Source organism: Streptomyces bullii, assembly GCF_042657145.1.
GTDB classification, from domain to species: Bacteria; Actinomycetota; Actinomycetes; order Streptomycetales; family Streptomycetaceae; genus Streptomyces; species Streptomyces bullii.
This window is the reverse complement of sequence record NZ_JBHSNY010000006.1, coordinates 42,389-68,676: the sequence shown is the minus strand read 5'-3', so window position 1 is coordinate 68,676 and position 26,288 is coordinate 42,389. Positions and strand designations below refer to the sequence as shown.

Genomic DNA, 26,288 nt, shown 5'->3' with positions numbered 1-26,288 from the left:
ACCAGCACCACGGCCACCAGGGCCGTCCACACTCTTCGCTGCGGCGTCACTGCTGTGTCTCCCTCGCCAGATGATCGGCGGCCGGGGTCGGCCCGCCGCCCGTGTAGGTCACCCGCCACAGCGCCGACCGGGAGTCGGAGGTGAAGAAGCCACGGCCGTAGTCGAGCACGTACAGGGCGCCGTCCGGACCGAACCTCCAGTCCATGAGGTTCCTGATGCCGTCGTTGCCGACCGGCACGATCTTCTTCAGCGACTCCGCGTGGACGGGCAGTCCGCCGTCGCCCTGGGTCCTCGGATCCATCAGCACCGCGTTGCGCGGCTGGTCGCCGTCGTAGAAGTCGCCGACGAACCACTTGCCGTCCCAGTACGCCGGCCACTTGACGTCACTGGTGGCCGCGACCTGGTCGTGGCGGTAGACCGGCCCGTTCATCGCGGCCTGCCCGCCGCCCTTGAGCCAGGGCAGCCGATAGGCGGCCTCCTCCGGCTTGTAGGAGGGGACGCCGTTCGCGTCGCGCGGGTAGTCCGGGGCACCGCCCTGCGGGGAGTACCAGATGTTGTTGCCGGTGACCGGCGGCAGGTTGACCAGGCCGTCGTTGTTCGGCGACTCGTTCTTCGGGTGGTCGCAGTCGTACCAGCCCAGCGGCCGGGACGGATCGGGCAGGTTGCGGTCCCGGTAGGGCTGCTTGTTGCCCATGCAGTACGGCCAGCCCCGGTTGCCCGCCTCGGTGACGACGGCGAACGTGTCGTACTTCGCCGGACCCCAGACGGGGGACGGCGCCGAGGCGTCCGGGCCGACCCAGCCCGCGTACAGCACGTCGGTGGTCCGGTCGACGAAGATGCGCGCCGGGTTCCGTACGCCCATCACGTAGATCTCGCCGCGCGTCTTGCCGCCGCCCTCGTCGGTCTCCTCGCCGGTGAACAGGTTGCCCTCGGGGAGGGTGTACGTGCCGTCCGGCTCCGGGTGGATGCGCAGGATCTTGCCGTTGAGGTTGTTGGTGTTGCCGGCGGTGCGGCGCGCGTCCGCGAAGGAGACGCCCTTGTAGTTCGGCTCGGGGTTGTTGCCGGAGTAACCTCCGCTGAAACCACTGGAGTTGTTGTCGCCGGTGGCGATGTACAGGTTGCCCCGCGAGTCCCAGGCCAGCCCGCCGCCCGCGTGGCAGCAACTGTGGATCTGGACCGGCCACTTCAGCAGCACCTTCTCGCTGCCCAGATCGAGTTTGTTGGTGGCGAGGTCGAGCGTGAAGCGGGAGACGCGGCGCTCGGCCATGCGCGTGTCGCGGTCGATCCGGGAGTGGGGGGTGTAGTGCAGGTACACCCAGCCGTTCTCCTGGAACCGCGGGTCCAGCTCGATGCCGAGCAGGCCCTCCTCGACCTTGACCAACTCGTCGCCGCCGCCCTTGTTGCCGAAGACCGTCAACTCCCCGGCGAGTGTCACCTTCTTCGTCTTCGGGTCGTAGACGTGGATCTGACCCCTGCCCTTGCCGATGTCGGGGTTGTTCCAGTCGGTGACCACCGGCTGGGAGGAGTCGGCCCCGCCCCGGCCGATGTAGAACACCCGGCCGTCCGGCGCGGTGACCAGGCCGTGCGGCTCACCGATCTGGTCGTTGTGCCCCGGCTGGTTGGGCGGGGTGAGCCGCTCCGCCTTGTAGTGGCCGGTGATGGTCGCCTTGCAGTCGGCCCGCACCAGGCGCGTCGTCCACAGCAGGGCGCCGCGCAGATGGGCGCGGAAGTCCGTCTCGTCGTACGACGACACCGTGCCGCCCATGCCGGTGTAGAAGGAGCGGCCGCCGTCGTAGTCACGGCACCAGCTGACCGGATGGTCCCAGCCGTTGGCGCTCGCCCCCGGCCGGTAGGTCGACTCCCGGACCCGGGCGACCGTGTGCACCTGACCCGAGGGGTTCTTCACCCAGTTCAGCCACCGGTCGGCACGCTTCCACTGGAGCGGCAGCTCCTTGGTGGCCGGATGCTGACGGTCGCCGACCTCGACGGTGGCGCGCTGCACGTCAGCCGGGCCGGAGGCGGCCGGCCGGGCACCGACGAGCCCGGTGAACCACTCCGAGTAGGGCTCCGCGCGTGCCGCGTCATGGATGCCGACGAAACCGCCGCCGGCCTCCATGTAGGCCTCGAGACCCGCCTCCTGCTCGGGGTCCAGCACGTCGCCGCCGCCCGTCAGGAAGACGACGGCGTTGTAGCGGCCGAGCTTCCTGTCGTCGGTGAACACCGAGGCGTCGTCGGTGGCTTCGACCTTGAACCGCTGGTTCGCCGGTCCGGAGAGCCCGATCCGCTCGATCGCCTCGATCCCGGCGTTGACGACCGGCGACTCCTCCCCGGCCGCGGCCGAGCCGTGGAACACGAGGACACGTACGTTCGCGCCGCCCGGCGGCGACTTGATCGACATCGTTGTCAGGGGTGGGTCGGGGGCCGGGCGTGCGCTCGCGGCCGGAGCCGTCAGCAGTCCGGCGACGACGGTGGCGGTCACGGTGGCCGCCCAGGCCCGTCGTGTTGTGCTCAACCCTCGTAAGTGCATGGGCACCTCCTCGGTCACAGCAACGGCGCCAAGGAAGCTAGACCTCTTTGCGTCACTCGCCAATAGGTATGACCGCAATGGAACGAACTTTGTCCTGACTGTGGATAAACCGCCAACTGGCCGGTACTGTCTCACAGGTTCATGACAGCCACGTCTCGCGCAGCCCGCAAGGTCCGTACCAGGGTGGGGAGTTCGCATGGACAGACGCAGCTTCAACCGGCGCGTACTGCTCGGCGGTGCGGCCGTCGCGACATCGTTGTCGCTGGCCCCCGAGGCCGCCGGTGAGGGCGGGCCGGCCAGGACGGCACCGGCCGGCGGCGAGGTCAGACGCATCAAGCTGTACGCCGAGAAGCTCCCCGGCGGGCAGATGGGCTACGGCCTGGAGAAGGGCCGGGCGACCGTGCCCGGTCCGCTGATCGAGCTCAACGAGGGCGACACGCTGCACATCGAGTTCGAGAACACGATGGACATCCCCGTGAGTCTGCACGTCCACGGCCTGGATTACGAGATCTCCAGCGACGGCACCAGGCTCAACAAGAGCGACGTCGAACCCGGCGGCACCCGCACCTACACGTGGCGCACCCACGCCCCGGGACGCCGCAAGGACGGCACCTGGCGGGCGGGCAGCGCGGGTTACTGGCACTACCACGACCACGTCGTCGGAACGGAACACGGCACGGGCGGCATCCGCAAGGGCCTGTACGGTCCGGTGATCGTCCGCCGCAAGGGCGACGTGCTGCCGGACCGGACGCACACGATCGTCTTCAACGACATGCTGATCAACAACAAGCCGGCGCACAGCGGCCCGGACTTCGAGGCCACCGTGGGCGACCGCGTCGAGTTCGTGGTGATCACGCACGGCGAGTACTACCACACGTTCCACATGCACGGGCACCGCTGGGCCGACAACCGCACCGGCATGCTGACCGGCCCCGACGACCCCAGCCAGGTCGTCGACAACAAGATCGTGGGTCCGGCGGACTCCTTCGGCTTCCAGGTCATCGCGGGGGAGGGGGTCGGCGCGGGGGCCTGGATGTACCACTGCCATGTCCAGAGCCACTCCGACATGGGCATGGTCGGACTGTTCCTGGTGAAGAAGCAGGACGGGACGATCCCCGGCCACGACCCGCACGGTCCCGGCCACGACCACTGACGGGCGTAGGCGGGTGCCCCTGGCCGACCCGCGTGGACAGTGGCTCCTTGGACGGTCGGCCTGCCGGGGCCGTGGCCACCGCGCTCGGTGACGTGTTGCTGTGACGTGCTGGGTGTGACCTGCTGGGCGTGACCTGCTGGGTGTGACGTCCTAGTTGTGACCTGCTGGGTGTGACGTGCTGCCGTGGCGCGCGGAGTGCCCCGAGCACATCGATGTGCGGCGGTACTGGTGGGCGTAGCGGGACGGGGCGCTGCGGCAGGGGGCAGCGGACCGACCTGCCGGCTGAGGGGCGGGCTCGCTCAGGAGCGGACGTGAGCAGGCGGTGAGCCGGTCCGCCCGGCACCGGGCCGTACGCCCACAGCGGTTCCCCGGTGCTGCTCCAACGGCGCAGGCCCGGTCGGCTCCACGGGGGCGTCGCCGGGGCCGCCCCCGCCGTCGAGGGCGGCCCCGGTGCGGTGGCCGCCCCACAGAGCGCCCGCCTCGTCGGCCACGAGGTGGTCGACGGTCTCCCCGACGCGGAACGCCCTTGTGCACCGGCCCAGAGCGTCGAAGACGTGAACTTGGTGCTCGTCCCGCTGCTGTCCGTGCCTGCGGTAGCCGACGCCAGCGATCGTGAAGCCGCCGTCCGCGATCACGAAACCCCCGTCCGGCAGGGCCTCCGCCCGGGGAAATCGCCCCCGCACCGCGCCGAGGTGCGTCTCGTCGACGCGGCCGTGTCCGACGGTGACCGCCGGCGCGTCGTACGACTCCGTCCGGCCTGAGTCCGGCCCCCCTCCGTGAGCACCCAGTGCGCACGGCCGTACGCGCCGACCGTGCTGTGGGCGATGGGCCGGTCCCGGGGTCCGAAGGGCAGTTGGGCGTGGGGTGCGGTGTCCGCAGGGGCTTGCCGGGCGATGTCCGCGGGGGCTTGCTCGGCACGAGCCCTTCTCGTCTCAGGCGGGATCGTCGCCCCAGACCTCGGCGGGTCTCGCAAGGCGTTTCCCTTGAGGAGAGCGCTCTCACCCGCCGGGCCGGCCAGGGCTATCCTGATCCACAACCGCCTGGAGGAGCCCGAAGTGACCGAGACAGCGCCCCGCCCCACGCTGGAGGCCGTGGCCGCGCGGGCCGGCGTGTCGCGGGCCACCGTGTCCCGTGTCGTCAACGGCGCGGACGGCGTGCGCGAACCCCTCGTCGAGCGGGTGCGGCAGGCGGTGGAGGAACTCGGCTACGTCCCCAACCAGGCCGCCCGCAGCCTGGTGACGAAGCGGCACGACGCCGTCGCCGTCGTCATCGCCGAACCCGAGACCCGTGTCTTCTCCGACCCCTTCTTCGCCCAGCAGCTCCGGGGGATCAGCAAGGAGCTGACGGCCCACGACAACCAGCTCGTGCTGCTGCTCACCGAGGGCCGCGACGACCACGCGCGCGTGGGCCGCTATCTCGCGGGCGGCCATGTCGACGGCGCGCTGGTGTTCTCGCTGCATCTGGACGACCCGCTCCCCGAGCTGATCCACCGCGCCGGGGTGCCGACCGTGTTCGGCGGCCGGCCGGGCTGGAGCGACGGCCTGCTCCCGCACGGCTGCGGCCCCGGGCGAGCAGGCGCGACTCCCACCCCGGTGTACGTGGACAGCGACAACCGTGGCGGCGCCCGTGAGGCCGTACGGCACCTGGCCGGTCTCGGCCGTACCCGGATCGCGCACATCACCGGCGCCCTCGACCAGACCTCGGCGGCGGACCGGCTCGACGGCTACCGGGACGTCATGGTCGACGCCGACCCGCGGCTCGTGGCGGAGGGCGACTTCACCCCGGGCGGCGGCGAACGCGCGATGCGGGAGCTCCTCGACCGCTGTCCCGACCTGGACGCGGTGTTCGCCGCGAACGACCTGATGGCCGCGGGCGCGCTGCGGGTGCTGCGCCAGCACGGGCGGCGGGTGCCGGACGACGTCGCGGTGGTCGGCTTCGACGACATGCTGCCCGTCGCCGAACAGACCGATCCGCCGCTGACGACGGTCCGGCAGGACATCGAGACGATGGGCCGCCTGATGGCCCGCCTGCTGCTGCGCGGCCTGGACCGGCACGCCACGCAGGAGGAGGGAGTGGGAGGCACCCCGTCCAGTGTGGTCCTGCCGACGACACTCGTGCGGCGGGCCACGGCCTGACGCCCCCGGCCGGCACGCCCGGCGCGCCTCTCAGCCGTCAGGGAGCGCGCGGAGGCGATCGGAACAGCGCGGCGTGGCACGGCACCCGCTCCGACGGCGCCTGTCGGTGGGCGGTGCGAGACTCGGCAGAGCAGGCACACGGGACCTCGCGCAGGAGGGCACCATGCTCACCACCCGATTCGTCAACGGCGCTCCGAACTGGGTCGATGTCGGCACGGCCGACATCGAGGGTGCCTCGTCCTTCTACGGAGACCTGTTCGGCTGGCGGTTCCGGTCCGCGGGCCCCGACGCCGGCGGCTACGGCTTCTTCCAGCTCGGCGGCAGGACCGTCGCGGGTGGCATGCAGACCACGCCGGAGCAGGGTCCGCCCTCGTGGACCGTGTACTTCCACAGCCGCGACGCGGACGCCACGGTCGAGGCGGCCGCACAGGCCCGGGGCGCCGTGCCCCTGGCGCCCATGGACGTGCTGGGCCAGGGCCGGATGGCGATCCTCGCCGACCAGACGGGCGTGCCCTTCGGGATCTGGCAGCCGGCTCGGCTCCCCGGCGTCGAGATGGCCGGCGAGCCGGGCTCGCTGTGCTGGGTGGAGCTGTACACCCTGGACGTCGCCCGCGCCGCCGCCTTCTACCACTCCGTGCTCGGCTGGGAGACCTTCGGCGTCCCGTTCCCCGGCGGCGTCTACACCTGCGTGAACCCCGCGGGCACGGACGAGGACGCCGTGTTCGGCGGCCTGGTGCCCCTCGCCGACGACCCCACGGAAGCCGAGTCGAGGCCGTACTGGCTGCCCTACTTCGCGGTCGAGGACACGGACGCCGTGGTCGCCCGGGCCGGGGAACTCGGCGGCACGGTGCGCATGCCCGCCACGTCCGTGCCCGGAGTGGGCCGCGTCGCCAAGCTCCAGGACCCGTACGGCGCGCGCTTCGCGGTACTCATGTGCGATCAGGAGCAGGACTGACGCTCGGCCGACGGCCCCGGCCGGTGCGGACAAGGGCCTTGGCGGGCACAGGCCCGTGCGGGCGCGCCGCCGACGGCGGGCGGCGGCGCCGGAAGGCCGCCGCGTGCCGTCGGTGGACGATGCCCGGCGCGCCGCCGTGCGTTCCCCCGACCGGCGGGCACATGATCGTACGGTCCTGCCACGCCCCGGTGAGGCGCTGCCTGGGCGCTCGCACCGCCGAGGCGTTGATCCCGCGTTGAGTGAACGTTTTTCGCAGCACGGCACGCTGCTGGCCATGCACATCGAAACGATCACGTCGCCCGATCTCGCCTGGCAGGGCGAGGCGCTGTGCGCGCAGACCGGCGCGGACTTCTTCTTCCCCGAGCCGGGCAGCTCAGTGCGGGAGGCCAAGCGGATCTGCGGCATGTGCCCCATCCGCTCGGCCTGCCTGGAGTACGCGCTCGACAACGACGAGCGCTTCGGCGTCTGGGGCGGCCTGTCGGAGAAGGAACGGCTGGAACTGCGCCGCACGTCTCGCTGGTCGCACGGCTCGTAGGCCGGTACGGCCGCCCCGCCGGGTGCGCCCGGGGCCGCCCTGCCCCGCCCCGTTCGCGAGGTGGTCAGGCCCCCGCGCGGGCCGCCATCCGGGCCTTGCGGGCGGCCAGCTTCTCGTCGAACTTGCTCGCCTCGGCGTCCAGTCCGCCCATGAACAGGCCGAGCTCCTCCTGCGCCTTACGGCCGTCCGGGCCCAGGCCGTCGATCTCCATGACCTTCAGGAAGCGCAGCACCGGCTGGAGCACGTCGTCGTGGTGGATGCGCAGGTTGTAGACCTCGCCGATCGCCATCTGCGCGGCGGCCCGCTCGAAGCCGGGGATGCCGTGGCCGGGCATCCGGAAGTTCACCACGACGTCCCGCACGGCCTGCATGGTCAGGTCCGGCGCCAGTTCGAAGGCCGCCTTGAGCAGGTTGCGGTAGAAGACCATGTGGAGGTTCTCGTCGGTCGCGATGCGGGCCAGCATGCGGTCGCAGACCGGGTCGCCGGACTGGTGGCCGGTGTTGCGGTGCGAGATGCGGGTGGCCAGCTCCTGGAAGGCGACGTAGGCGACCGAGTGCAGCATCGAGTGCCGGTGGTCGTGCTCGAATCCCTCGCTCATGTGCGCCATGCGGAACTGCTCCAGCTTGTCAGGGTCCACGGCGCGCGAGGTGAGCAGGTAGTCCCGCATCACGATGCCGTGCCGACCCTCCTCCGCCGTCCAGCGGTGCACCCAGGTGCCCCAGGCGCCGTCCCGGCCGAACAGGGAGGCGATCTCGTGGTGGTAGCTGGGCAGGTTGTCCTCGGTGAGCAGGTTCACCACCAGCGCGATCCGGCCGATCTCGGTGACCTTCGACTGCTCCTTCTCCCAGGCCTCGCCGTCCTCGAAGAGGCCGGGGAAGTTACGGCCGTCGCTCCACGGCACGTACTCGTGCGGCATCCAGTCCTTGGCCACCTGCAGATGCCGGTTGAGTTCCTTCTCGACCACTTCCTCCAAGGCGTACAGCAGCCGGGCATCGGTCCAGACGGAGGGGCTGCCGGGGTGCGGGGAAGTAATCGTCACGGGAACTCCAGGGGACTGCAGACAAACGGGCACGGGCCGGCGAGCGGGGCCGGCAGCCTACGGAATCGTAGGCTACGAATCCGTAGGTTACGAAGCCGTAGGTTAAGGGTGCTGTAAAGATTGCTGATCAGCCGGTGTTCCCCCAGCCGGTCCTGGGCGCGCCGAACCGCCCGGGAGTCGCAGGTCCCAGGGTCGAACGGGGATCGGACCACCCCCTCAGGCGTACAGCTCCCGCAGCCGCACCGAGAGACATGTCACACAGCCTTCGAGCTTCTCGAACTCACTGATGTCCACGACGACCGGTTCGTACCCGAGGTCCGCGAACAGCTCGGCGGTCTTCGGGGCGCTCGCCGCGAGCAGCAGCTTGTCACCGCCCAGCAGCACCACGTGCGAGCCGGACTCCTCGGGCACCGGCAGGAAGCGGGCGAACAACGACGGCACGTCCATCTTCGGGATGCGCCCGATGACCGTCCCGTCCGGCAGCGCCGTCACCGCCGACTTCAGGTGCAGCACCTTGCTCACCGGCACGGCGACCACCCGCGCGCCGAGCGGCTCGAAGGCGGCCCGCAGCTGCTGCACCCCGGCCGCGTTGGTGCGCCCGCCCCGGCCGACGTACACCGTGTCGCCGATCTTCAGAACGTCGCCGCCCTCCAGGGTGCCCGGCTCCCATATCCAGTTGACCGAGCAGCCCAGGCCGGCCACCGCCTCCTCGACCCCGGCGGTCTCGTCCCGCCGGGACTCGGCGCCCGGGCGCGTGATCAACGCCACGTTCTTGTAGAGCACCACCGTGTCCTCGACGAACACCGAGTCGGGGCAGTCGTCGGCCGGTTCCACCTCGACCGTCTCCCAGCCGTGCGTGCGCAGGGCCTTCACATAGGCCTCCCACTGCTCGACCGCGAGGTCGACGTCGACCTTCTCCCGCTCGATGTGCGTCACCAGGCCTTCGGCCAGGCGGGGGCTGGGACGGCGGACGAGGGCCTTCTTGCTGGGCACGAGCGTGACTCCGTATCGGATGGGACGTGTCGGGACCGTGCCGACGGGGCTTCCGGGATCGTCCGGAACCCGCCGGGCGTCGGCCGACCATCATGCAAGGCCATTCCGGGCGAAGTCACCCCAGGGGGAGCCCTTCGTGCCCCTCAGGGCGCAAACGTGGGAGGTTCGCGGCCGGGGCTTGGAGCCGAGCCCGGCGCGGAGCGCGTCGGGCAGCGGCTCACCGGCGCGGCGCGGGCCCGGCCCCGGTCACCGCCCGGCGCAGGTGCTCGCCCGTGATGGAGCCGTCGGCTGCCAGGAGGGCGCGGGGTGTGCCCTCGAAGACGACCCGCCCGCCGTCCTTGCCGCCGTCCGGGCCGAGGTCGATCACCCAGTCGGCCCGGGCGACGACCTCCAGGTGGTGTTCGACGACGATGACGGTGTTGCCCGCGTCCACCAGCCGGTCCAGCAGCGCGACGAGTCCGTCCACGTCCGCCATGTGCAGCCCGGTCGTCGGTTCGTCCAGGACGTACACCGCGCCGGTACGGTGCAGCCGGGTCGCCAGCTTGATGCGCTGGCGCTCACCGCCGGAGAGCGTCGACAACGGCTGACCCAGCGTGAGATACGTCAGGCCCACGTCCCGCAGGGCGCGCAGTCGGCGGCGTACGCCCGGGTCGTCGAAGAAGTCCAGGGCCTGCTCGGCCGTCATCTTCAGAATTTCGGCGATGGACCGGCCGCGCACGGTCAGGCGCAGCACCTCGTCCCTGAAGCGCCGCCCCTCGCAGTCGTGGCAGGTCGTGGTCACCGGGTCCATGAAGGCGAGGTCGGTGTATATGATGCCGCGCCCCTCACAGGTGGCGCAGGCACCGCCGGAGTTGAAGCTGAACAGGCCCGGCTCCCTTCCCGTCCGCCGGGCGAAGATCCTCCGTACCGTGTCCATGATCCCGAGGTACGTCGCCGGGGTGGACCTGGCGGAGATCCCGATCGACGACTGGTCGACGACCACGGCCTCGGGGTGCGCCGCGGTGAACTCCCGGACCAGGGAGCTCTTCCCCGACCCGGCGACCCCGGTGACCGCGGTGAGCACCCCGGTCGGGAACCGCACGGTCACGTCCCGCAGGTTGTGCCGGCCGGCGTCCCTCACCCACAGCTCGCCTGCCGCCTCGCGCACCTCCTCCTTTACGGCGGTACGGCGGCCCAGGCACCGCCCGGTCGCGGTGCCCGACGCCGCCAGCTCCGCAGGCGTCCCCTCGAACACCACCCGCCCGCCCTCGGCGCCGGCGCCCGGCCCCATGTCGACGACGTGGTCGGCCAGCGCGATCACGTCCGGGTCGTGCTCGACGACCAGCACGGTGTTGCCCTTGTCGCGCAGCCGCAGCAGCAGGTCGCCGAGGCGGCCCACATCGCGCGGGTGCAGCCCGACGCTGGGCTCGTCGAAGATGTACGTCATCCCGGTCAGGCTGGAGCCGAGATGCCGCACCGTCTTCAGCCGCTGCCCCTCGCCGCCGGACAGGGTGGAGGTCTCCCGGTCGAGGCTGAGGTAGCCGAGGCCGATCGCCTCGATGCGTTCGAGTGCGGCGATGGCGGCCGAGGCGATCGGGCGGGCGACCGGGTCGTCGATCTCCTTGAGCACGGTGATCAGGTCGGTGACCTGCATGCGGACGCAGTCGGCGATCGACAGGCCGTTGACGCGGGTGGCGAGGGCCGCCGCGTTGAGCCGCGCCCCGTGGCAGGCCGGGCAGGTGCCCTCGGCCAGGAACTGCCGTACGAGGTCGCGGGTCTTCTGGCTCATCGCCGACAGGTCCCGCTTCAGGTACAGCCGCTCGAAGCGGTCGGCGAGGCCCTCGTACTCGGTGGTCCAGGTGCCGCCGCTGCCGTTGACGGTGACCTGGCTGCCGGGCCTGCCACGCATCAGGAACTCCCGCTCGGCCGCGGTGAACCGCCCCACCGGCTTGTGCGGGTCCAGTTCGTCGTTGTTGGTGTACGCCTGCCCCTGCCAGGTCCCCGCGGCGAACGGCGGGAACCGGACCGCCCCGTCGGCCAGGGAACGCTCCGGGTCCAGGATGCGGTCCCAGTCGGGCCGCACCGTCCGCCCGAGCCCGTCGCACTCGGGGCACATGCCCGACGGGTCGTTGAACGAGTACGCGGTCGCCGGCCCGGCGCTCGGGGTGCCGTGCCGGGAGAACAGCACCCTGATCACCGAGTAGACGTCGGTCATCGTGCCGACCGTCGACCGCGAGTGGCCGCCGATCGGCCGCTGGTCGACGACGATCGCGGGGGAGAGGTCCTCGATGGCGTCCGCGTGCGGCCGTTCGTACTTGGGCAGCCGGTTGCGGACGAACCAGGTGAACGTCTCGTTGAGCTGGCGCTGCGACTCCACCGCGATCGTGTCGAGGACGATCGATGACTTCCCCGATCCCGAAAGGCCGGTGAACACGGTCAGCCGGCCTTTCGGGATGCGGAGGGTGACGTCCCTGAGGTTGTTCTCCCTGGCTCCGGTCAGGGTGATGACATCGTGCGTGCGCGCGATGTCGTGGGCGTGCTCGGTCGTGTACGCGGTCATGCCGCCGACGCTAGGCGGGAAACCCGACAGCCTCTGGCGTGATTTCCTTCAGTTCTCCGTCCTCCAGCAGCAGCCAGCGGGTGATGCCGACCGACTCCAGGAACGGCAGGTCGTGGCTGGCCACGAGCAGCGCGCCCTCGTAGGAGTCCAGGGCCGTGGTGAGCTGACGGACGCTGGCCATGTCGAGGTTGTTGGTCGGCTCGTCCAGCATGAGCAGCTGCGGTGCCGGCTCCGCCAGCATCAACGCGGCCAGCGCGGCCCGGAAGCGTTCGCCGCCGGACAGCGTCGCCGCCTTCTGGTCGGCGCGGGCGCCCCGGAACAGGAAGCGGGCGAGCCGGGCCCTGATCCGGTTGTTGGTGGCGTCCGGCGCGAACCGGGCCACGTTCTCGGCGACGCTCAGCTCGCCGTCGAGGACGTCGAGCCGCTGCGGCAGGAACCGCATCGGCACGTGCGCCGTCGCCTCGCCCGACACCGCCCGGAGCTCCCCGGCGATCGTGCGCAGCAGCGTCGTCTTGCCCGCGCCGTTGCGCCCGATCAGCGCGATGCGCTCCGGGCCGTGCACGTCGAAGCCGCCCTCGACGCGTGCGCCGTACGCCAGGTGGAGGTCCCGCAGGGTGAGCACGGCGCGGCCCGCCGGTACCGCCGTGTACGGCAGGTCGACCCGGATCTCGTCCTCGTCCCGGACGGCCTCCACCGCCTCGTCGAGACGCTCCCTGGCCTCGGCGAGCTTCTCCTCGTGCATGATCCGGTGCTTGCCCGCAGACTCCTGCGCCGCGCGCTTGCGCGCCCCCATGACGATCTTCGGTTCGCGCTTCTGGTCCCACATCTTTTGCCCGTACCGCTTGCGGCGGGCCAGCTTGACCTGGGCGTCGGCCAGTTCGCGCTTCTGCTTGCGCAAGTCCGCCTCGGCGACCCGCACCATGCGCTCGGCCGCCTCCTGCTCGACGGCGAGCGCCTCCTCGTAGGCCGAGTAGTTGCCGCCGTACCAGGCGATCTCCCCGGAACGCAGATCGGCGATCTGGTCGACCCGTTCGAGCAGTTCGCGGTCGTGGCTGACCACGACCATCACGCCCGGCCAGGACTCGACGGCCGCGTACAGCCGCCCGCGGGCGTACAGGTCGAGGTTGTTGGTGGGCTCGTCGAGCAGCAGGACGTCCGGGCGGCGCAGCAGCAGCGCGGCCAGCCGGAGCAGCACCGACTCGCCGCCCGAGATTTCGCCGACGGTGCGGTCCAGCGCGACGTGTCCCAGGCCCAGTTCCCCTAGGGTCGCCAGGGCGCGCTCCTCGACGTCCCAGTCGTCGCCGAGGGTCTCGAAGTGCTCCTCGGCCGCATCGCCCGCCTCGATGGCGTGCAGCGCGGCGCGCTGTGCGGCGATGCCGAGGGCCTCGTCGACCCGGAGGGCGGTGTCGAGGGTGACGTTCTGCGGGAGGCAGCCGACCTCGCCGGTGACGCGGACGGTGCCGTCGGCCGGGGCGAGCTCTCCGGCGATGAGCTTCAACAGGGTGGATTTCCCCGACCCGTTGACCCCGACGAGCCCGGTCCGGCCGGGGCCGAAGGAGACGTCGAGACCGTCGAAGACGGGGGTGCCGTCGGGCCAGGCGAAGGAGAGGGAGGTACAGCTGATGGAAGGAGACATGCGGGCCTCGCGGTTGCTTGATGCGGTCAGGGGCACACGCGTATCGAGACACCGCGGGACGGCGACCGACGACCGGAAGGAGTAGCCCTGGGCATGCCGGGCACGAGAAAGGCCCTGCTCCGCAAGGACGGCTCGAACGCCGAGGTCGCACGCGACGCACACACCTCACCGGTGTGACGCGGTGTCTCAGGACCTCAGACGAGCAACGTCCTTCTCCAATCGACGGCAACAGAACCGTCGTACACCGTACGAGGAGGGCGGAAGGCTGTCAACGCATTACCGTCGTCCCTTTCCTCACCGCCCCGAGGAGGCCCCTGTGCCCAACGGCTCGCTCTCGCTGCCGGCCCGTCTGTACCTGCTGGCCTGGGACACCGCGAGGCTGGAGGTCACCCGGGCCGCCCAGCTCCCCGCCCTGGTCAGGGCCGGGGCGCTCATCGAACTGGCCCAGCGCGGGCTGCTCACCGACGACGACGGCATCGTCACGCCGCTCGACCTGGACTCCCGCACCGGGGACGCGGTCCTGGACGGGCTGCTGGAACTCGTCCACGAGTCCCTGCCGCACCGCTGGCACACCTGGGTGACCCTGCGGGCGCAGGTCACGCTCGACGCCGTCCGGGAGCAGCTGGTGGCCGAGGGGTATCTGCGGGCGGAGAAGAAGCGGGTCCTCGGGGTGTTCCCGTCCGTGGAGCACGTCCTGGAACGCGTCGGTGCCGTGGAGGCGCTGCGCACCGAGGCACGGCAGGTCCTCCAGGGGCCCGAACCGGTGACTGGCGTGTCCCGCGGGGACGCGGCCGTCGTCGTGCTGGCCGCCGCCGCGGAGCTGCACACGCTGCTGCCCGCCAAGGAGCGCGCCCCCTACCACGAGCGTCTGGAGCGGCTGGCCGAACGGAGCGGGACGGCGACGGCCACGCTGCGGACGGCCGTGCCCGAGGTGCGCGCGGCCCTGGCCGCGGCAGTCCTTGCGGCCTCCCCGACGGCCGGCGGCTGAGGGGCGTTCATGTCGGATTCCTGCCAGCCACCGCCCCCGCCCGGCTGGTTGAGTGGCCCGCATGACGAACCCCACCACCCTCCGCGACCACGCCCTGGTCTTCCGCGCCCTGCACGTGCCGGGCAACCCGCTCGTCCTGCCGAACGCCTGGGACACCGCCAGCGCCCGTCTGGTCGAGGACGCGGGCGCCACGGCCGTGGCCACCACCAGCGCCGGGCTCGCCTGGGCGCTGGGCGCGGCGGACGGCGACCGGCTGGACCGCGACCGGGCCCTGGCCGCCGTCGCCCGCATCGCGGACGCGGTCCGGGTGCCCGTCAGCGCGGACATCGAGAGCGGCTACGCCGAGGACCCGGCGGGGCTCGCCGACACCGTGCGCGCGGTACTCGCCGCGGGCGCCGTCGGGGTGAACATCGAGGACGCCGCGCACGACGGCGCGAACGGGCCGCTGCGGCCCGTCACCGAGCAGGCCGAACGCATCGCAGCCGCCCGGGAGGCGGCCGACGCGGCGGGCGTGCCGCTGTTCGTGAACGCCCGGATCGACACGTTCCTGCGCGGGGCCGGGGGAGTGGACCCCACCCTGGAGCGGGCCGCCGCCTTCCGCGCCGCGGGCGCCGACGGGATCTTCGTCCCCGGGGCCGTCGACCCGGGGACCGTGAAGGAGCTCGCCGACGGCGTCGACGGGCCGCTGAACGTGATGGCGGGGCCCGGCGCGCCGCCGGTCGCCGAGCTGGCCTCGCTGGGGGTCGCCCGGGTGAGCGTCGGATCCGTCATCGCCCAGGCCGCGCACGCCCTGGTCCGCCGCGCCGCGCGGGAGCTGCTGGGCGCGGGGACGTACGAGTCGCTGGAGGGCGGGCTCGACTACGGGGCCCTCAACACCCTGTTCGACCGGACCCGTTAGCAGGCGTCCCGCATCAGCTCCGCCAAGTCGTGGTCCAGGTCGAGCTGCAGGTGCTCCAGGCCGACCGGCACCAGCTCGCTCGTGGCCTCCAGGAACCGGCGCACCTCGCCGGAACGGACATGCACGACGGCGGTGCCCTCGGGGGCGTGGAACTCCAGGACGGTGCGGTCGTATCCGTAGGGCCGCACGCGCACGTCGCCGTGGCCCTCGGCTCCGCGCAGTCCCGCGGCGAGCAGCTCACGGGCGAAGGTCCAGCAGACCTCCACGCCCTCCAGGGTGGCCGGCGCGGGGAAGGTCATGCGGACGGCGAACGGATCGCGCCGGTCGTAGTGCAGCGTGGCGGGAATGCTCGGCATACGCGGTGCGGCGGCGACGAGGCGGGCCTCAACGGGCTGCTCGATGACGGTGGACAACACCTTGCTCCCTCGTGACGGCTGGACGGACTTCCGGGCGGATCGGGCCGGGGCACTGGAAGAGACGACGGAATCAGCCAATCCGTGCACACGAAAGGCGAGTGACCTCCATCACCGCGTTCATGCACACGAGTGGCGTGGCTCTCCTCCCGTGACGCGCAGGGCACTTGTGGCGCCCGGCGGCCCACCGGTCGGCCGCGCGAGGGCCTCTGGACGGCACCGGGGCGGTGGGCTAGCTTCGCCCGCCATGAGGCGCTTGGGGAGCACGCGACGCACGAGCACGCGAGGGGCCGCGACACAACAGGGGGCGGGGCGGACCCGGCGCAGGGGGATCGCGGCGGCGGTCTGCGCGGCGGCGCTGGCGACGCTGACGACCGCACCGGTCCAGGCTCACGGGCAGGCACAGGGGCCGGCGCGGGAGTCGGCGCACGGGCAGGCTGACGAGCAGCCGGACAGGCACGCCCACGGGCAGGCGACGCAAGAGCAGGCGCGGAAGGCAGCGCACGAGCTGAGGCACCGGGCGCCGCACTGGCGGCTGAAGGACACCGGCACCCCGGGCGTACGCTTCCGCGGCCTCGCGGCCGTCAGCCGGAGCACCGCCTGGGTCGCCGGAAGCCAGGGCACGGTCCTGCGCACGACGGACGCCGGGAGCACCTGGCGGGACGTCTCACCGCCGGGCGCCACCGCCCTGCAGTTCCGGGACGTCGAGGCGTTCGACGCGCGCCGGGCCGTCGTCCTGGCCATCGGCGAGGGCGAGTCGTCCCGCCTGTACCGCACCGACGACGGCGGGGCGACCTGGACGGAGTCCTTCCGCAACACCGACCCGCGGGCCTTCTACGACTGCCTCACCTTCTTCGACCGCCGCCACGGCCTGGCCATGAGCGACCCGGTGGACGGGAGGTTCCGCGTCCTGTCGACCCGTGACGGCGGCCGCTCCTGGCGGGTGCTCCCCAGCGAGGGGATGCCGGCCGCGCTGGAGGGCGAGGCGGGTTTCGCGGCCAGTGGCCAGTGCCTGGTGGCCTCCGGAGCGAAGGACGTGTGGCTGGCCACCGGCGGCGGCGCACGCGCGCGCGTGCTGCACTCCGCCGACCGCGGACTGACCTGGACGGCCGCCGACACCCCGCTCCCGGCGGGCGATCCGGCCCGCGGCGTCTTCGCGCTCGCCTTCCGCGACCGCACGCACGGCCTCGCGGTCGGCGGCGACTACCGCCCCGACCAGACCGTCCCGCGGGCCGCCGCGCACACCCCCGACGGCGGCCGCACCTGGCGGCCCGCCGCCACGCCCCCGCCCGGCTACCGCTCCGGCGTGACCTGGCTCCCGCACAGCCGCTCCGCCGCCCTCGCGGTCGGCCCCACCGGCACGGACCTCACCACCGACGCCGGCCGCACCTGGCGGACGGTCGACACCGGCTCCTTCGACACCGTGGACTGCACCCCCGACCTCGCCTGCTGGGCGTCGGGCGAACAAGGCAGGGTGGCACGCCTGGAGCACTGAACGCGCGGTACGCCCTGAATGTTGGCAATGTGGGTACCCGTTCACTGCGACCGAAAGGAAGTGAGCGGAGATGCCACGCGGTTCGAGCTCCAAGAGGGAGCGCCAGTACGAGCACATCAAGAAGAGCGCGCAGGACCGGGGCGAGAGCACCGGGCGCGCCAAGGAGATCGCCGCGCGAACGGTGAACAAGGAACGCGCCCGCTCCGGCGAGTCGAAGACCGCGAGCCGCACCTCCAAGCAGGACATGTCCTCCGGCGAGCGCGGCGGCCGGCGGTCCGGGCAGGGCTCTCAGGGGCCCACCTACGACCAGCTGTACGAGGAGGCCAAGCGGCGTGGCGTCCAGGGCCGTTCGCACATGAACAAGAGCGAGTTGCAGCGGGCGCTGGGCGGCAAGTGAGGCTTCCGCCCCGACGGCCACGGTGCCGGCGCCCGTCTCAGCCGAGGCGCTCCCGGTACCGCTCCAGCTCGGGCGCCGTCTTCGTGGCCGTGAACTCCACGACGCGGTACGCGCACACGCCCGCGGTGACGAACGGGTCCCGGGCGGAGATCTCCTCGATCCGCGCGCGGTCCTCCGCGACGGCGATGATCACCCCGCCGTCGCGGGGGTTCTTCCGCCCGGAGGCCAGGAACACGCCCTGCGCGTACTGCTCGTCGAGCCACGCCACGTGCTCCTCCAGCACGGCGTCGACGGCGTCGAGCGGGGCGGTGTAGGTCAGCTCCAGGACGGACATGATCGCGAGGCTACCCCGGTGCCGACACGGCCGTCCCCGGACCCGTAGGCTCGGGGCCGCCATGACGACCGTACGCGTTCCCCCGGGCTGGCCCGCGACCGAACAGCAGGCCCGCGCCCTCCAGGACGAACTCCGGGCCCGTGTCGTGCTGGACGAGCCGGGACCGCAGCCGGGGGCGGGCCGTGTGACGGGAGTCGACGTGGCCTACGACGACGAACGGGACGTCGTCGCGGCGGCGGCCGTCGTCCTGGACGCGGCGACCCTCGACGTCGTCGCCGAGGCCACGGCGGTGGGCCCGGTCTCCTTCCCGTACGTCCCCGGCCTGCTCGCCTTCCGCGAGATCCCCGCCGTCCTCGCCGCCCTCGACGCGCTGCCGTGCCCGCCCGGCCTGATCGTCTGCGACGGCTACGGCCTCGCCCACCCCCGCCGCTTCGGCCTCGCCAGTCACCTCGGCGTCCTCACCGGCCTGCCCACCATCGGCGTCGCCAAGAACCCGTTCACCTTCACCTACGACGACCCGGAGACGCCACGCGGCAGTACGTCCCCGCTGCTCGCCGGCACCGAGGAGGTCGGCCGGGCCCTGCGCACCCGCGACGGCGTCAAGCCGGTCTTCGTCTCCGTCGGCCACCGCGTGAGCCTCGCCAACGCCTGCGCCCACACCCTCGCCCTGACCCCCGCGTACCGTCTCCCGGAGACCACCCGCAGAGCGGACGCGCTGTGCCGGGCCGCCCTGCGGGAGGCGACCTGACAGCTCGGGCCTGACAGGACCGGCCTGACGGGACCGGCCTGTCCTCCGGGTGAGTACGCGTTCTGAGTACCTGTACGGATGCCGGGCCCCGCCGTCGTCGGCAGGCTGGGCCGCATGACGACGCACCGCGCCCCGAAGCCCGCCGCCGACCCCAGCCGGCCCGTCGAGCGGGCCGTGACCATCGGACTGGTCCTCGCCGTGCTGGCGGGGCTCGCCTGGATCGCCGGGATGATCTACACCCTCGCCGAGTGGCCGCTGTAGCGCCGACGCACCGCGGGGCGGCCGCTCACCGGGTCGCGGCCACGCGGAAGCGGATCCCCGCCGCGCGCAGCCGGTCGATCAGCGCGTCGCCCATGGCCACCGCCGTGGTGACCTGCCCGGCCGTCGGCGGCAGCTCGTCCAGGGCAAGGCACAGGGCCGACTCGGCGAACATCTTCGCCGTCTCGTCGTACCCCGGATCGCCGCCGGCGACCTCCGTGCACACCCGCCGCCCGCCGCCCTCGCCCACGAAGCGCACGGAGAACCAGCTCCTGGCGCGCTTCTCCGCGCTCGGCCCCTCCCCGGGCTTGAGCCGGCCGGACAGCCAGCGCCGCGCGGGCGGCAGTTGGGCCGCCGCCACCAGCGCCCCGACGGCGGCGACCCCTCCCACCGCGACCGGCAGGTGCCGTACCGCCGCGTACTGCCGGTACCGGAAATCGGGGCCGTACCGCTCCAGGGCCCGCGCCGACCGCCGTACCAGCTGCGGATCGATGGTCGGCATCGGCAGCGCCCAGGCACCGACCTCCTTCGCGAACCGCGGAGTGCCCGTCGGCACCGAGACCCGGCGGCCCACCAGCCGCGGCTCGTGGCGCCTGCGGTCCCGGGCGGCGGCCCGCATCCGGCGCTGCCGGGCGACCTGGGTGAGCGCGGAGGCGAAGGTGCCGCCCGAGAAGGAGGCGTCCACGCTCACGAAACCGTCCACGGTCAGCGGCACGCCCTCCGGCAGCTGCCGCACGGTGAAGTACACGCCCAGATCGTGCGGGACAGAGTCGAAACCGCAGGCGTGCACCAGCCGCGCACCTGTCTCCCGCGCGCGTGCGTCGTGCCTGACGTACACCAGGTCCACGAACTCCGGCTCACCGGTCAGGTCGAGACAGTCCGTGCCCGCGTCCGCGCAGGCGGCGACGAGTTCCTCGCCGTACGTCACATAGGGGCCCACCGTCGTGGCCACCACGCGCGCGTGCCCGGCGAGTTCCCGCAATGACGGCAGGTCGGACACGTCGGCCCGGAGCAGGCCGATGTCCGCGCCGCCGGGCAGCCGCTCGCGCAGCCGCTCCAACTTCTCCACACTCCGGCCCGCGACAGCCCAGCGCAGCCCATCGGGCGCGTGAGCCGCGAGGTACTCCGCGGTGAGCCGTCCGACGAAACCGGTGGCTCCGAAGAGCACGATGTCGTACGGACGGTCCGTCCTGTTCAGCCTGCTCATGACACCCCTCGGTCGTGCAGCCCGCGCCGCTGTCGGTGGCCGAGGCTAGCGTGAGCGGTACGGAGCCCGACGACGAGCCCGGAGGTGGCGCATGGCCGTGCCCAGGAACGCCCTGAAGAAGTGGGAGAAAGTACGCGAGTTCGCCCTCGGGCTGCCGGGCGCCGTGGAGGAGTTCCCCTGGGGCGAGTCGGTCGCGAAGGTCAACAAGAAGGTGTTCGTCTTCCTCGGCACCGACGACGGCAGCTACCCGCTGGGCGTGACCGTCAAGCTGACGGACCAGACGGCCCACGCCCACGCCCTGGCCTGCCCGGGAGCGGAACCCGCCGGATACGGGCTGGGCAGGTCCGGCTGGGTGAGCGTCCCGCTGGAGGTCAGGGGAGCCCCGGCCGCGGAGCTGCTGTGCGACTGGGTGGAGGAGTCCTACCGCACGATCGCGCCGAAACGGCTGACCGCCGAGCTGGACGGACGCTGACCCGGCCGCGTGACGGACGACCCTTGGCTAAGCGCTTGCTCGCCCAAGGTCTTGTGCCGGGTGGAACACGTTCTTAGCATCGCTGGTGTTACATCAGGAGTGTCACAAGGCTGGGGGCTCGATGGCAGAGGCGAGGACGCCCGGGCACGGTCCGCTCTCCGGGGTGCGCGTGGTCGAGCTGGCCGGCATCGGGCCCGGTCCGTTCGCCGCCATGCTCCTCGCCGACCTCGGTGCCGACGTCGTCCGCGTCGACCGGCCCGGCGGGCAGGGTCTCGCGATCGACCCGGCGTACGACGTCACCAACCGCAACAAACGCTCGGTGCTCGTCGACCTCAAGGCCCCCGACGGGCCCGAGCGCGTCCTCGACCTCGCCGAACGCGCCGACGTCCTCGTCGAGGGCTACCGCCCGGGCGTCGCCGAGCGCCTCGGCGTCGGCCCCGAGGCCTGCCACGCCCGCAACCCGCGACTGGTCTACGGCCGGATGACCGGCTGGGGCCAGGAGGGACCGCTGGCCCATCGCGCCGGGCACGACATCGCCTACATCGCCCTCACCGGCACTCTCGGCATGATCGGCCGACCGGACGAGCCGCCGCCGCCCCCGGCCAACCTGGTCGGCGACTACGCGGGCGGCTCCCTCTACCTGGTCGTCGGCGTCCTCGCCGCGCTCCACCACGCGCGCGTGACCGGCACCGGCCAGGTCGTGGACGCCGCCATCGTCGACGGCGCCTCCCACCTGGCCGCGATGATCCACGGCATGCTCGCCGCCGGCGGCTGGCAGGACCGGCGCGCCGCCAACCTCCTCGACGGCGGTTGCCCCTACTACGGGACGTACGAGACGGCCGACGGCAGGTACATGGCGGTGGGCGCCCTGGAGCAGCGGTTCTACGACGAGTTCCTCGGTCTCCTCGGCCTCCCGGACCACGCGCCGGCCCGTCAGGACATCGCCCGGTGGGGCGAACTGCGCGCACGGGTCGCGGAACGCTTCAGGACCCGCACGAGGGACGAGTGGACGGCCGTCTTCGAGGGCTCCGACGCGTGCGTGGCGCCCGTCCTGACGCTGGGCGAGGCCCCACGGCACCCGCACCTCGCCGCCCGCGGCACCTTCACCGACCACGGCGGCATCACCCAGCCCGCCCCGGCCCCCCGTTTCTCCGCGACCCCCACCGCGGTCCGTACCGGCCCCGCGCTCCCGGGCGCCGACACGCGGGACGTGGCGCGCGACTGGGACGTGCCCGGACTGCTGCCGCCCGCAGACTCTCAGTGACCTCGTCCCGCAGCCCTCGGCGACCTCGCCCCGGAAACCCTCAGTGAAAGGCCTCCACGTGAGCACCGAAGCGTACGTGTACGACGCGATCCGCACCCCGCGCGGGCGCGGCAAGGCAGGCGGCGCCCTGCACGGCACGAAGCCCATCGACCTGGTCGTCGGACTCCTCCACGAGATCCGCGCCCGCTTCCCCGGACTGGACCCGGCCGCCGTCGACGACATCGTGCTCGGCGTCGTCGGACCGGTCGGCGACCAGGGCTCCGACATCGCCCGGATCGCCGCCATCGCCGCCGGACTGCCCGAGACGGTGGCGGGCGTGCAGGAGAACCGCTTCTGTGCCTCGGGCCTGGAGGCCGTCAACATGGCGGCCGCCAAGGTGCGGTCGGGCTGGGAGGACCTGGTTCTCGCGGGCGGTGTCGAGTCGATGTCCCGGGTGCCGATGGCCTCGGACGGCGGTGCCTGGTTCAACGACCCGATGACCAACCTCGCCGTCAACTTCGTGCCGCAGGGCATCGGCGCCGACCTGATCGCCACCATCGAGGGCTTCACCCGGCGGGACGTCGACGAGTACGCCGCCCTGTCGCAGGAGCGGGCCGCCACCGCCTGGAAGGAGGGCCGGTTCGACAAGTCCGTCGTACCGGTCAAGGACCGCAACGGCCTCGTCGTCCTCGACCACGACGAGCACATGCGGCCCGGCACCACCGCCGACTCCCTGGCCAGGCTCAAGCCGTCCTTCGCGGACATCGGCGAGCTCGGCGGCTTCGACGCGGTGGCGCTGCAGCGGTACCACTGGGTCGAGAAGATCGACCACGTCCACCACGCGGGCAACTCCTCCGGCATCGTCGACGGCGCCGCGCTTGTCGCCATCGGCTCCCAGGAGGTCGGCGAGCGCTACGGGCTCACCCCGCGCGCGCGGATCGTCTCCGCCGCCGTGTCCGGATCCGAGCCCACCATCATGCTCACCGGCCCCGCCCCCGCGACCCGCAAGGCGCTCGCCCGGGCCGGGCTGACCATCGACGACATCGACCTCGTCGAGATCAACGAGGCGTTCGCGGCCGTCGTGCTCCGCTTCGTCAAGGACATGGGCCTGCCGCTGGAGAAGGTCAACGTCAACGGCGGCGCCATCGCCCTCGGCCACCCGCTCGGCGCGACCGGCGCGATGATCCTCGGCACGCTCGTCGACGAACTGGAGCGCCAGGACAAGCGCTACGGCCTCGCCACCCTGTGCGTGGGCGGCGGCATGGGCATCGCGACCATCGTCGAGCGCGTCTGAATACCCCGGCGGACCAAGAGACTTCCTCACTACGGAGACCCCATGACCGAGAGCACGACCATCCGCTGGGAACAGGACGACACCGGTGTCGTCACCCTCGTCCTCGACGACCCCGACCAGTCCGCCAACACCATGAACCAGGCGTTCCGCGCCTCGCTCACCGCGGTCACCGACCGCCTGGAGGCCGAGCAGGACGGCATCCGGGGCATCATCGTCACCTCCGCCAAGAAGACCTTCTTCGCCGGCGGCGACCTGCGCGACCTCATCCGGGTCACCCCGGAGACCGCGCAGGAGCTGTTCGACGGCGGCATGGCGATCAAGCGCGACCTGCGCCGCATCGAGACCCTGGGCAAGCCCGTCGTCGCCGCCCTCAACGGCGCGGCCCTCGGCGGCGGATACGAGATCGCCCTCGCCTGCCACCACCGCATCGCCCTCGACACGCCGGGCTCGAAGATCGGCTGCCCCGAGGTCGCCCTCGGCCTGCTCCCGGGAGGCGGCGGTGTCGTCCGTACGGTCCGCCTGCTCGGCATCGCCGACGCGCTGCTGAAGGTGCTCCTCCAGGGCACCCAGTACAGCCCGCGGCGCGCCCTGGAGAACGGCCTGATCCACGACATCGCCGACACCCACGAGGAACTGATCGCCAAGGCCCGCGCCTTCATCGACGCCACCCCCGAGTCGCGGCAGCCCTGGGACCGGCCGGGCTACCGGATCCCCGGCGGTACGCCGTCGAACCCGAAGTTCGCCGCCAACCTGCCCGCCTTCCCGGCCACCCTGCGCAAGCAGACCAACGGCGCCCCCTACCCGGCCCCGCGCAACATCCTCGCCGCCGCCGTGGAGGGCTCCCAGGTCGACTTCGAGACCGCCCAGGTCATCGAGGCCCGCTACTTCGTGGAACTGGCCGCGGGGCAGACGTCCAAGAACATGATCCAGGCCTTCTTCTTCGACCTCCAGGCCGTCAACTCCGGCGCCAACCGCCCCCAGGGCATCGAACCGCGCCCCGTCCGCAAGGTCGCCGTCCTCGGCGCCGGGATGATGGGAGCGGGCATCGCCTACTCCTGCGCCCGCGCCGGCATCGACGTCGTCCTGAAGGACGTCTCCCCGGAGGCCGCCGTCAAGGGCAAGGGCTACTCCGAGAAGCTGTGCGCGAAGGCCGTCGCCAAGGGCCGTACGACCCAGGAGAAGGCCGACGCCCTGCTCGCGCGGATCACGCCGACCGCCGAGGTCCGGGACCTGGCGGGCTGCGACGCGGTCATCGAGGCCGTCTTCGAGGACACGGCCCTCAAGCACAAGGTGTTCCAGGAGGTGCAGGAGGTCGTCGCGCCCGACGCGCTGCTGTGCTCCAACACCTCCACGCTGCCCATCACCGCCCTCGCCGAAGGCGTCGAGCGGCAGGCCGACTTCATCGGCCTGCACTTCTTCTCGCCCGTCGACAAGATGCCCCTCGTCGAGATCATCAAGGGACGGCGGACGGGTGACGAGGCCCTGGCCCGCGCCTTCGACCTGGTCCGGCAGATCAACAAGACGCCGATCGTCGTCAACGACTCGCGCGGCTTCTTCACCTCCCGCGTCATCGGGCACTTCATCAACGAGGGCGTGGCCATGGTGGGCGAGGGCATCGAACCCGCCTCCGTCGAGCAGGCCGCGGCCCAGGCGGGCTACCCGGCCAAGGTGCTGTCCCTGATGGACGAACTGACGCTCACGCTGCCGCGCAGGATCCGCAGCGAGACGAAGCGGGCGGTGGAGGAGGCGGGCGGCACCTGGACCCCGCATCCGGCCGAGGCCGTCATCGACCGCATGGTCGACGAGTTCGGCCGCACCGGCCGCAGCGGCGGTGCGGGCTTCTACGACTACGGCGAGGACGGCAGGCGCACCCGTCTGTGGCCGGGACTGCGCGAGCACTTCACCAAGCCCGGCCACCGGATCCCCTTCCGGGACATGCAGGAGCGCATGCTGTTCTCCGAGGCGCTGGACACCGTCCGGCTCCTGGAGGAGGGCGTGCTGACCTCCGTCGCCGACGCCAACATCGGCTCCATCCTGGGCATCGGATTCCCGGGCTGGACCGGTGGCGTCCTGCAGTACATCAACGGCTACGACGGCGGCGCCGGCGGAGGGGCCGGCCTGCCCGGATTCGTGGCCCGCGCACGGGAACTCGCCGAGCGCTACGGCGAGCGGTTCACGCCGCCCGCGCTGCTGGTGGAGAAGGCGGAGAAGGGGGAGGTCTTCAGCGACTCAGTCCGCTCCTGACTCCGTGAGCCACTCGCCCAGCTCCTCCTTCAGCGACCGCTGGAACGTCGTCAGCAGAGCCTGCACCACCAAGGGGTGCATGTGCGCCGACAGGGACTTCACGTCCCGCGCGTCGCGCTGCGCGACCTCGTCGCGCAGGAGCTGGGAGAGCTCGTGGGCCGCGGCGCGCGAGTGTTCGATGAGGACTGTGCGCGCCGCGAGGATCGACTCCTGGGAGAGCGGGACGTCCAGGAGCCGCACGCCGAGGCGGAGCAGCCCGAGGTCGACGTCGTACGTGCCGGTGCCGGTGCTGGTACCGCTGTCGGTGCCGGGACGGACCACGTCCATGGCGGCCAGCCGTTCCACCTCGTCGTCGTCCAGCGGCCGCCCGGCCCGCCGCTGGAGTTCCTCCCGCGTCAGGGTCTCCACCGTGTCCGGCGCCCAGGACGCCACCACCGCCCGGTGGATCGCGAGGTCGCGGGCGCTCAGGTCCGGCGGCAGCTGCCGCAGATAGCGCTCGATGGCCGCCAGCGTCATGCCCTGGTGCTGCAACTCCTCGATGAGCGCCAGCCGGGCCAGGTGCTCGCGCCCGTAGTGCCCGACGCGCCGCGGGCCGATCACCGGCGGCGGCAGCAGACCCCTGGTGCCGTAGAAGCGGACCGTGCGCACCGTGATGCCGGCCCGGGCGGCCAGTTCGTCGATCGTGAGGGTCGGCTCCTCGGTGTCGGTCGTCATGTGCAGCAGTATCGCTGTCTCACCAGTGCTGTGAAACCTCTCGGGCACCCGGCCATGACCAGGACGTGAAC

The 26,288-nt window shown here is 72.3% G+C and carries 24 protein-coding genes; 14 read left to right on the top strand and 10 right to left on the bottom strand.

What is annotated here, in order from left to right; genetic code table 11:
• Positions 1–46 precede the first annotated feature (46 nt).
• Positions 47–2,527 carry a ThuA domain-containing protein gene (locus ACFPZJ_RS17830; RefSeq protein WP_381022256.1) on the bottom strand — a complete coding sequence of 827 codons (2,481 nt, stop codon included), beginning with the start codon at positions 2,525–2,527 and terminating at the stop codon, positions 47–49.
• A 196-nt stretch (positions 2,528–2,723) separates the two neighbouring features.
• Here ACFPZJ_RS17830 and ACFPZJ_RS17825 point away from each other — a divergent pair, with 196 nt between their 5' ends.
• Entirely contained in the window at positions 2,724–3,680 is a 957-nt protein-coding gene (locus ACFPZJ_RS17825) for a multicopper oxidase domain-containing protein (protein ID WP_381022254.1), read from the top strand.
• A 299-nt stretch (positions 3,681–3,979) separates the two neighbouring features.
• On the opposite strand, the gene ACFPZJ_RS17820 is transcribed toward ACFPZJ_RS17825, so the two are convergent.
• Complete coding sequence (locus tag ACFPZJ_RS17820) at positions 3,980–4,315, bottom strand: hypothetical protein (RefSeq protein WP_381022253.1); 336 nt, start codon at positions 4,313–4,315, stop codon at positions 3,980–3,982.
• A gap of 420 nt (positions 4,316–4,735) precedes the next feature.
• On the opposite strand from ACFPZJ_RS17820, the gene ACFPZJ_RS17815 reads away from it, so the two are divergent.
• The 3 genes from ACFPZJ_RS17815 to ACFPZJ_RS17805 all read left to right on the top strand — a co-directional run bounded on the left by ACFPZJ_RS17815 (position 4,736) and on the right by ACFPZJ_RS17805 (position 7,305).
• Positions 4,736–5,815 (top strand): LacI family DNA-binding transcriptional regulator, encoded by a 1,080-nt coding sequence (locus ACFPZJ_RS17815; RefSeq protein WP_381022252.1) that lies wholly within the window; start codon positions 4,736–4,738, stop codon positions 5,813–5,815.
• A gap of 163 nt (positions 5,816–5,978) precedes the next feature.
• Entirely contained in the window at positions 5,979–6,770 is a 792-nt protein-coding gene (locus ACFPZJ_RS17810) for a VOC family protein (RefSeq protein WP_381022250.1), read from the top strand.
• Between the two features lie 235 nt (positions 6,771–7,005).
• Positions 7,006–7,305, top strand: a complete 300-nt coding sequence (locus ACFPZJ_RS17805; protein ID WP_381022249.1) for a WhiB family transcriptional regulator — start codon at positions 7,006–7,008, stop codon at positions 7,303–7,305.
• Between the two features lie 64 nt (positions 7,306–7,369).
• Here ACFPZJ_RS17805 and ACFPZJ_RS17800 read toward each other — a convergent pair whose 3' ends face one another.
• From ACFPZJ_RS17800 to ACFPZJ_RS17785, 4 genes are all read right to left on the bottom strand, one after another.
• Positions 7,370–8,344, bottom strand: a complete 975-nt coding sequence (locus ACFPZJ_RS17800) for an acyl-ACP desaturase (RefSeq protein WP_381022248.1) — start codon at positions 8,342–8,344, stop codon at positions 7,370–7,372.
• A gap of 216 nt (positions 8,345–8,560) precedes the next feature.
• Positions 8,561–9,337: a dimethylargininase gene (gene ddaH / locus ACFPZJ_RS17795; RefSeq protein WP_381022247.1), complete on the bottom strand. Its 777-nt coding sequence runs from the start codon at positions 9,335–9,337 to the stop codon at positions 8,561–8,563.
• 217 nt (positions 9,338–9,554) lie between these two features.
• The gene (locus ACFPZJ_RS17790; RefSeq protein ID WP_381022246.1) at positions 9,555–11,876 is read right to left on the bottom strand and encodes an ATP-binding cassette domain-containing protein; all 2,322 of its coding nucleotides are present in this window, start codon (positions 11,874–11,876) and stop codon (positions 9,555–9,557) included.
• 10 nt (positions 11,877–11,886) lie between these two features.
• On the bottom strand, positions 11,887–13,512 hold the full coding sequence (locus ACFPZJ_RS17785; RefSeq protein WP_381022244.1) for an ABC-F family ATP-binding cassette domain-containing protein: 1,626 nt from the start codon (positions 13,510–13,512) through the stop codon (positions 11,887–11,889).
• A 316-nt stretch (positions 13,513–13,828) separates the two neighbouring features.
• Here ACFPZJ_RS17785 and ACFPZJ_RS17780 point away from each other — a divergent pair, with 316 nt between their 5' ends.
• Entirely contained in the window at positions 13,829–14,500 is a 672-nt protein-coding gene (locus tag ACFPZJ_RS17780) for a GOLPH3/VPS74 family protein (protein ID WP_381022243.1), read from the top strand.
• Positions 14,501–14,561: 61 nt separating this feature from the next.
• On the top strand, positions 14,562–15,398 hold the full coding sequence (locus ACFPZJ_RS17775) for an isocitrate lyase/PEP mutase family protein (protein ID WP_381022242.1): 837 nt from the start codon (positions 14,562–14,564) through the stop codon (positions 15,396–15,398).
• On the opposite strand, the gene ssgD is transcribed toward ACFPZJ_RS17775, so the two are convergent.
• Positions 15,395–15,811, bottom strand: a complete 417-nt coding sequence (ssgD, locus tag ACFPZJ_RS17770) for a spore wall synthesis regulator SsgD (RefSeq protein WP_381022240.1) — start codon at positions 15,809–15,811, stop codon at positions 15,395–15,397. The two genes, ACFPZJ_RS17775 and ssgD, sit on opposite strands and share 4 nt — an antisense overlap.
• Positions 15,812–16,319: 508 nt before the next feature.
• Between ssgD and ACFPZJ_RS17765 the strand changes: the two genes are divergently transcribed.
• The gene (locus tag ACFPZJ_RS17765; protein WP_381023410.1) at positions 16,320–17,306 is read left to right on the top strand and encodes a WD40/YVTN/BNR-like repeat-containing protein; all 987 of its coding nucleotides are present in this window, start codon (positions 16,320–16,322) and stop codon (positions 17,304–17,306) included.
• Positions 17,307–17,376: 70 nt separating this feature from the next.
• On the top strand, positions 17,377–17,703 hold the full coding sequence (locus tag ACFPZJ_RS17760) for a plasmid stabilization protein (RefSeq protein WP_381022238.1): 327 nt from the start codon (positions 17,377–17,379) through the stop codon (positions 17,701–17,703).
• Positions 17,704–17,740: 37 nt separating this feature from the next.
• On the opposite strand, the gene ACFPZJ_RS17755 is transcribed toward ACFPZJ_RS17760, so the two are convergent.
• Entirely contained in the window at positions 17,741–18,037 is a 297-nt protein-coding gene (locus ACFPZJ_RS17755; protein WP_381022236.1) for a YciI family protein, read from the bottom strand.
• Positions 18,038–18,098: 61 nt separating this feature from the next.
• Here ACFPZJ_RS17755 and ACFPZJ_RS17750 point away from each other — a divergent pair, with 61 nt between their 5' ends.
• A complete protein-coding gene (locus ACFPZJ_RS17750; protein ID WP_381022234.1) occupies positions 18,099–18,785 on the top strand; it encodes an endonuclease V in 687 nt (228 codons plus the stop codon).
• A gap of 114 nt (positions 18,786–18,899) precedes the next feature.
• Entirely contained in the window at positions 18,900–19,046 is a 147-nt protein-coding gene (gene mmpA, locus ACFPZJ_RS17745) for a morphogenic membrane protein MmpA (protein ID WP_381022232.1), read from the top strand.
• A 25-nt stretch (positions 19,047–19,071) separates the two neighbouring features.
• Here mmpA and ACFPZJ_RS17740 read toward each other — a convergent pair whose 3' ends face one another.
• Positions 19,072–20,250, bottom strand: a complete 1,179-nt coding sequence (locus ACFPZJ_RS17740; RefSeq protein ID WP_381022230.1) for a saccharopine dehydrogenase family protein — start codon at positions 20,248–20,250, stop codon at positions 19,072–19,074.
• Between the two features lie 91 nt (positions 20,251–20,341).
• Here ACFPZJ_RS17740 and ACFPZJ_RS17735 point away from each other — a divergent pair, with 91 nt between their 5' ends.
• The 4 genes from ACFPZJ_RS17735 to ACFPZJ_RS17720 all read left to right on the top strand — a co-directional run bounded on the left by ACFPZJ_RS17735 (position 20,342) and on the right by ACFPZJ_RS17720 (position 25,503).
• Entirely contained in the window at positions 20,342–20,722 is a 381-nt protein-coding gene (locus ACFPZJ_RS17735; protein WP_381022229.1) for an MmcQ/YjbR family DNA-binding protein, read from the top strand.
• A gap of 121 nt (positions 20,723–20,843) precedes the next feature.
• Positions 20,844–21,986, top strand: coding sequence for a CaiB/BaiF CoA transferase family protein (locus tag ACFPZJ_RS17730; RefSeq protein WP_381022227.1), 1,143 nt, complete (start codon positions 20,844–20,846; stop codon positions 21,984–21,986).
• A 58-nt stretch (positions 21,987–22,044) separates the two neighbouring features.
• Positions 22,045–23,259, top strand: coding sequence for an acetyl-CoA C-acetyltransferase (locus tag ACFPZJ_RS17725; RefSeq protein WP_381022225.1), 1,215 nt, complete (start codon positions 22,045–22,047; stop codon positions 23,257–23,259).
• Positions 23,260–23,301: 42 nt separating this feature from the next.
• Entirely contained in the window at positions 23,302–25,503 is a 2,202-nt protein-coding gene (locus tag ACFPZJ_RS17720; protein WP_381022223.1) for a 3-hydroxyacyl-CoA dehydrogenase NAD-binding domain-containing protein, read from the top strand.
• On the opposite strand, the gene ACFPZJ_RS17715 is transcribed toward ACFPZJ_RS17720, so the two are convergent.
• Entirely contained in the window at positions 25,489–26,217 is a 729-nt protein-coding gene (locus ACFPZJ_RS17715; protein WP_381022222.1) for a MerR family transcriptional regulator, read from the bottom strand. The genes ACFPZJ_RS17720 and ACFPZJ_RS17715 overlap by 15 nt on opposite strands.
• Positions 26,218–26,288: the final 71 nt, after the last annotated feature.

Bases quoted from the DNA above. Each gene is read 5' to 3' on its own strand.
- ACFPZJ_RS17750 (WP_381022234.1), top strand. From the start codon at position 18,099: ATGACGACCGTACGCGTTCCCCCGGGCTGGCCCGCGACCGAACAGCAG.
- ACFPZJ_RS17790 (WP_381022246.1), bottom strand. From the start codon at position 11,876: ATGACCGCGTACACGACCGAGCACGCCCACGACATCGCGCGCACGCAC.
- ACFPZJ_RS17755 (WP_381022236.1), bottom strand. From the start codon at position 18,037: ATGTCCGTCCTGGAGCTGACCTACACCGCCCCGCTCGACGCCGTCGAC.
- ACFPZJ_RS17825 (WP_381022254.1), top strand. From the start codon at position 2,724: ATGGACAGACGCAGCTTCAACCGGCGCGTACTGCTCGGCGGTGCGGCC.
- ACFPZJ_RS17720 (WP_381022223.1), top strand. From the start codon at position 23,302: ATGACCGAGAGCACGACCATCCGCTGGGAACAGGACGACACCGGTGTC.
- ACFPZJ_RS17760 (WP_381022238.1), top strand. From the start codon at position 17,377: ATGCCACGCGGTTCGAGCTCCAAGAGGGAGCGCCAGTACGAGCACATC.
- ACFPZJ_RS17810 (WP_381022250.1), top strand. From the start codon at position 5,979: ATGCTCACCACCCGATTCGTCAACGGCGCTCCGAACTGGGTCGATGTC.
- mmpA (WP_381022232.1), top strand. From the start codon at position 18,900: ATGACGACGCACCGCGCCCCGAAGCCCGCCGCCGACCCCAGCCGGCCC.
- ACFPZJ_RS17775 (WP_381022242.1), top strand. From the start codon at position 14,562: ATGACGAACCCCACCACCCTCCGCGACCACGCCCTGGTCTTCCGCGCC.
- ACFPZJ_RS17740 (WP_381022230.1), bottom strand. From the start codon at position 20,250: ATGAGCAGGCTGAACAGGACGGACCGTCCGTACGACATCGTGCTCTTC.
- ACFPZJ_RS17735 (WP_381022229.1), top strand. From the start codon at position 20,342: ATGGCCGTGCCCAGGAACGCCCTGAAGAAGTGGGAGAAAGTACGCGAG.
- ACFPZJ_RS17715 (WP_381022222.1), bottom strand. From the start codon at position 26,217: ATGACGACCGACACCGAGGAGCCGACCCTCACGATCGACGAACTGGCC.
- ACFPZJ_RS17830 (WP_381022256.1), bottom strand. From the start codon at position 2,527: ATGCACTTACGAGGGTTGAGCACAACACGACGGGCCTGGGCGGCCACC.
- ACFPZJ_RS17785 (WP_381022244.1), bottom strand. From the start codon at position 13,512: ATGTCTCCTTCCATCAGCTGTACCTCCCTCTCCTTCGCCTGGCCCGAC.
- ACFPZJ_RS17730 (WP_381022227.1), top strand. From the start codon at position 20,844: ATGGCAGAGGCGAGGACGCCCGGGCACGGTCCGCTCTCCGGGGTGCGC.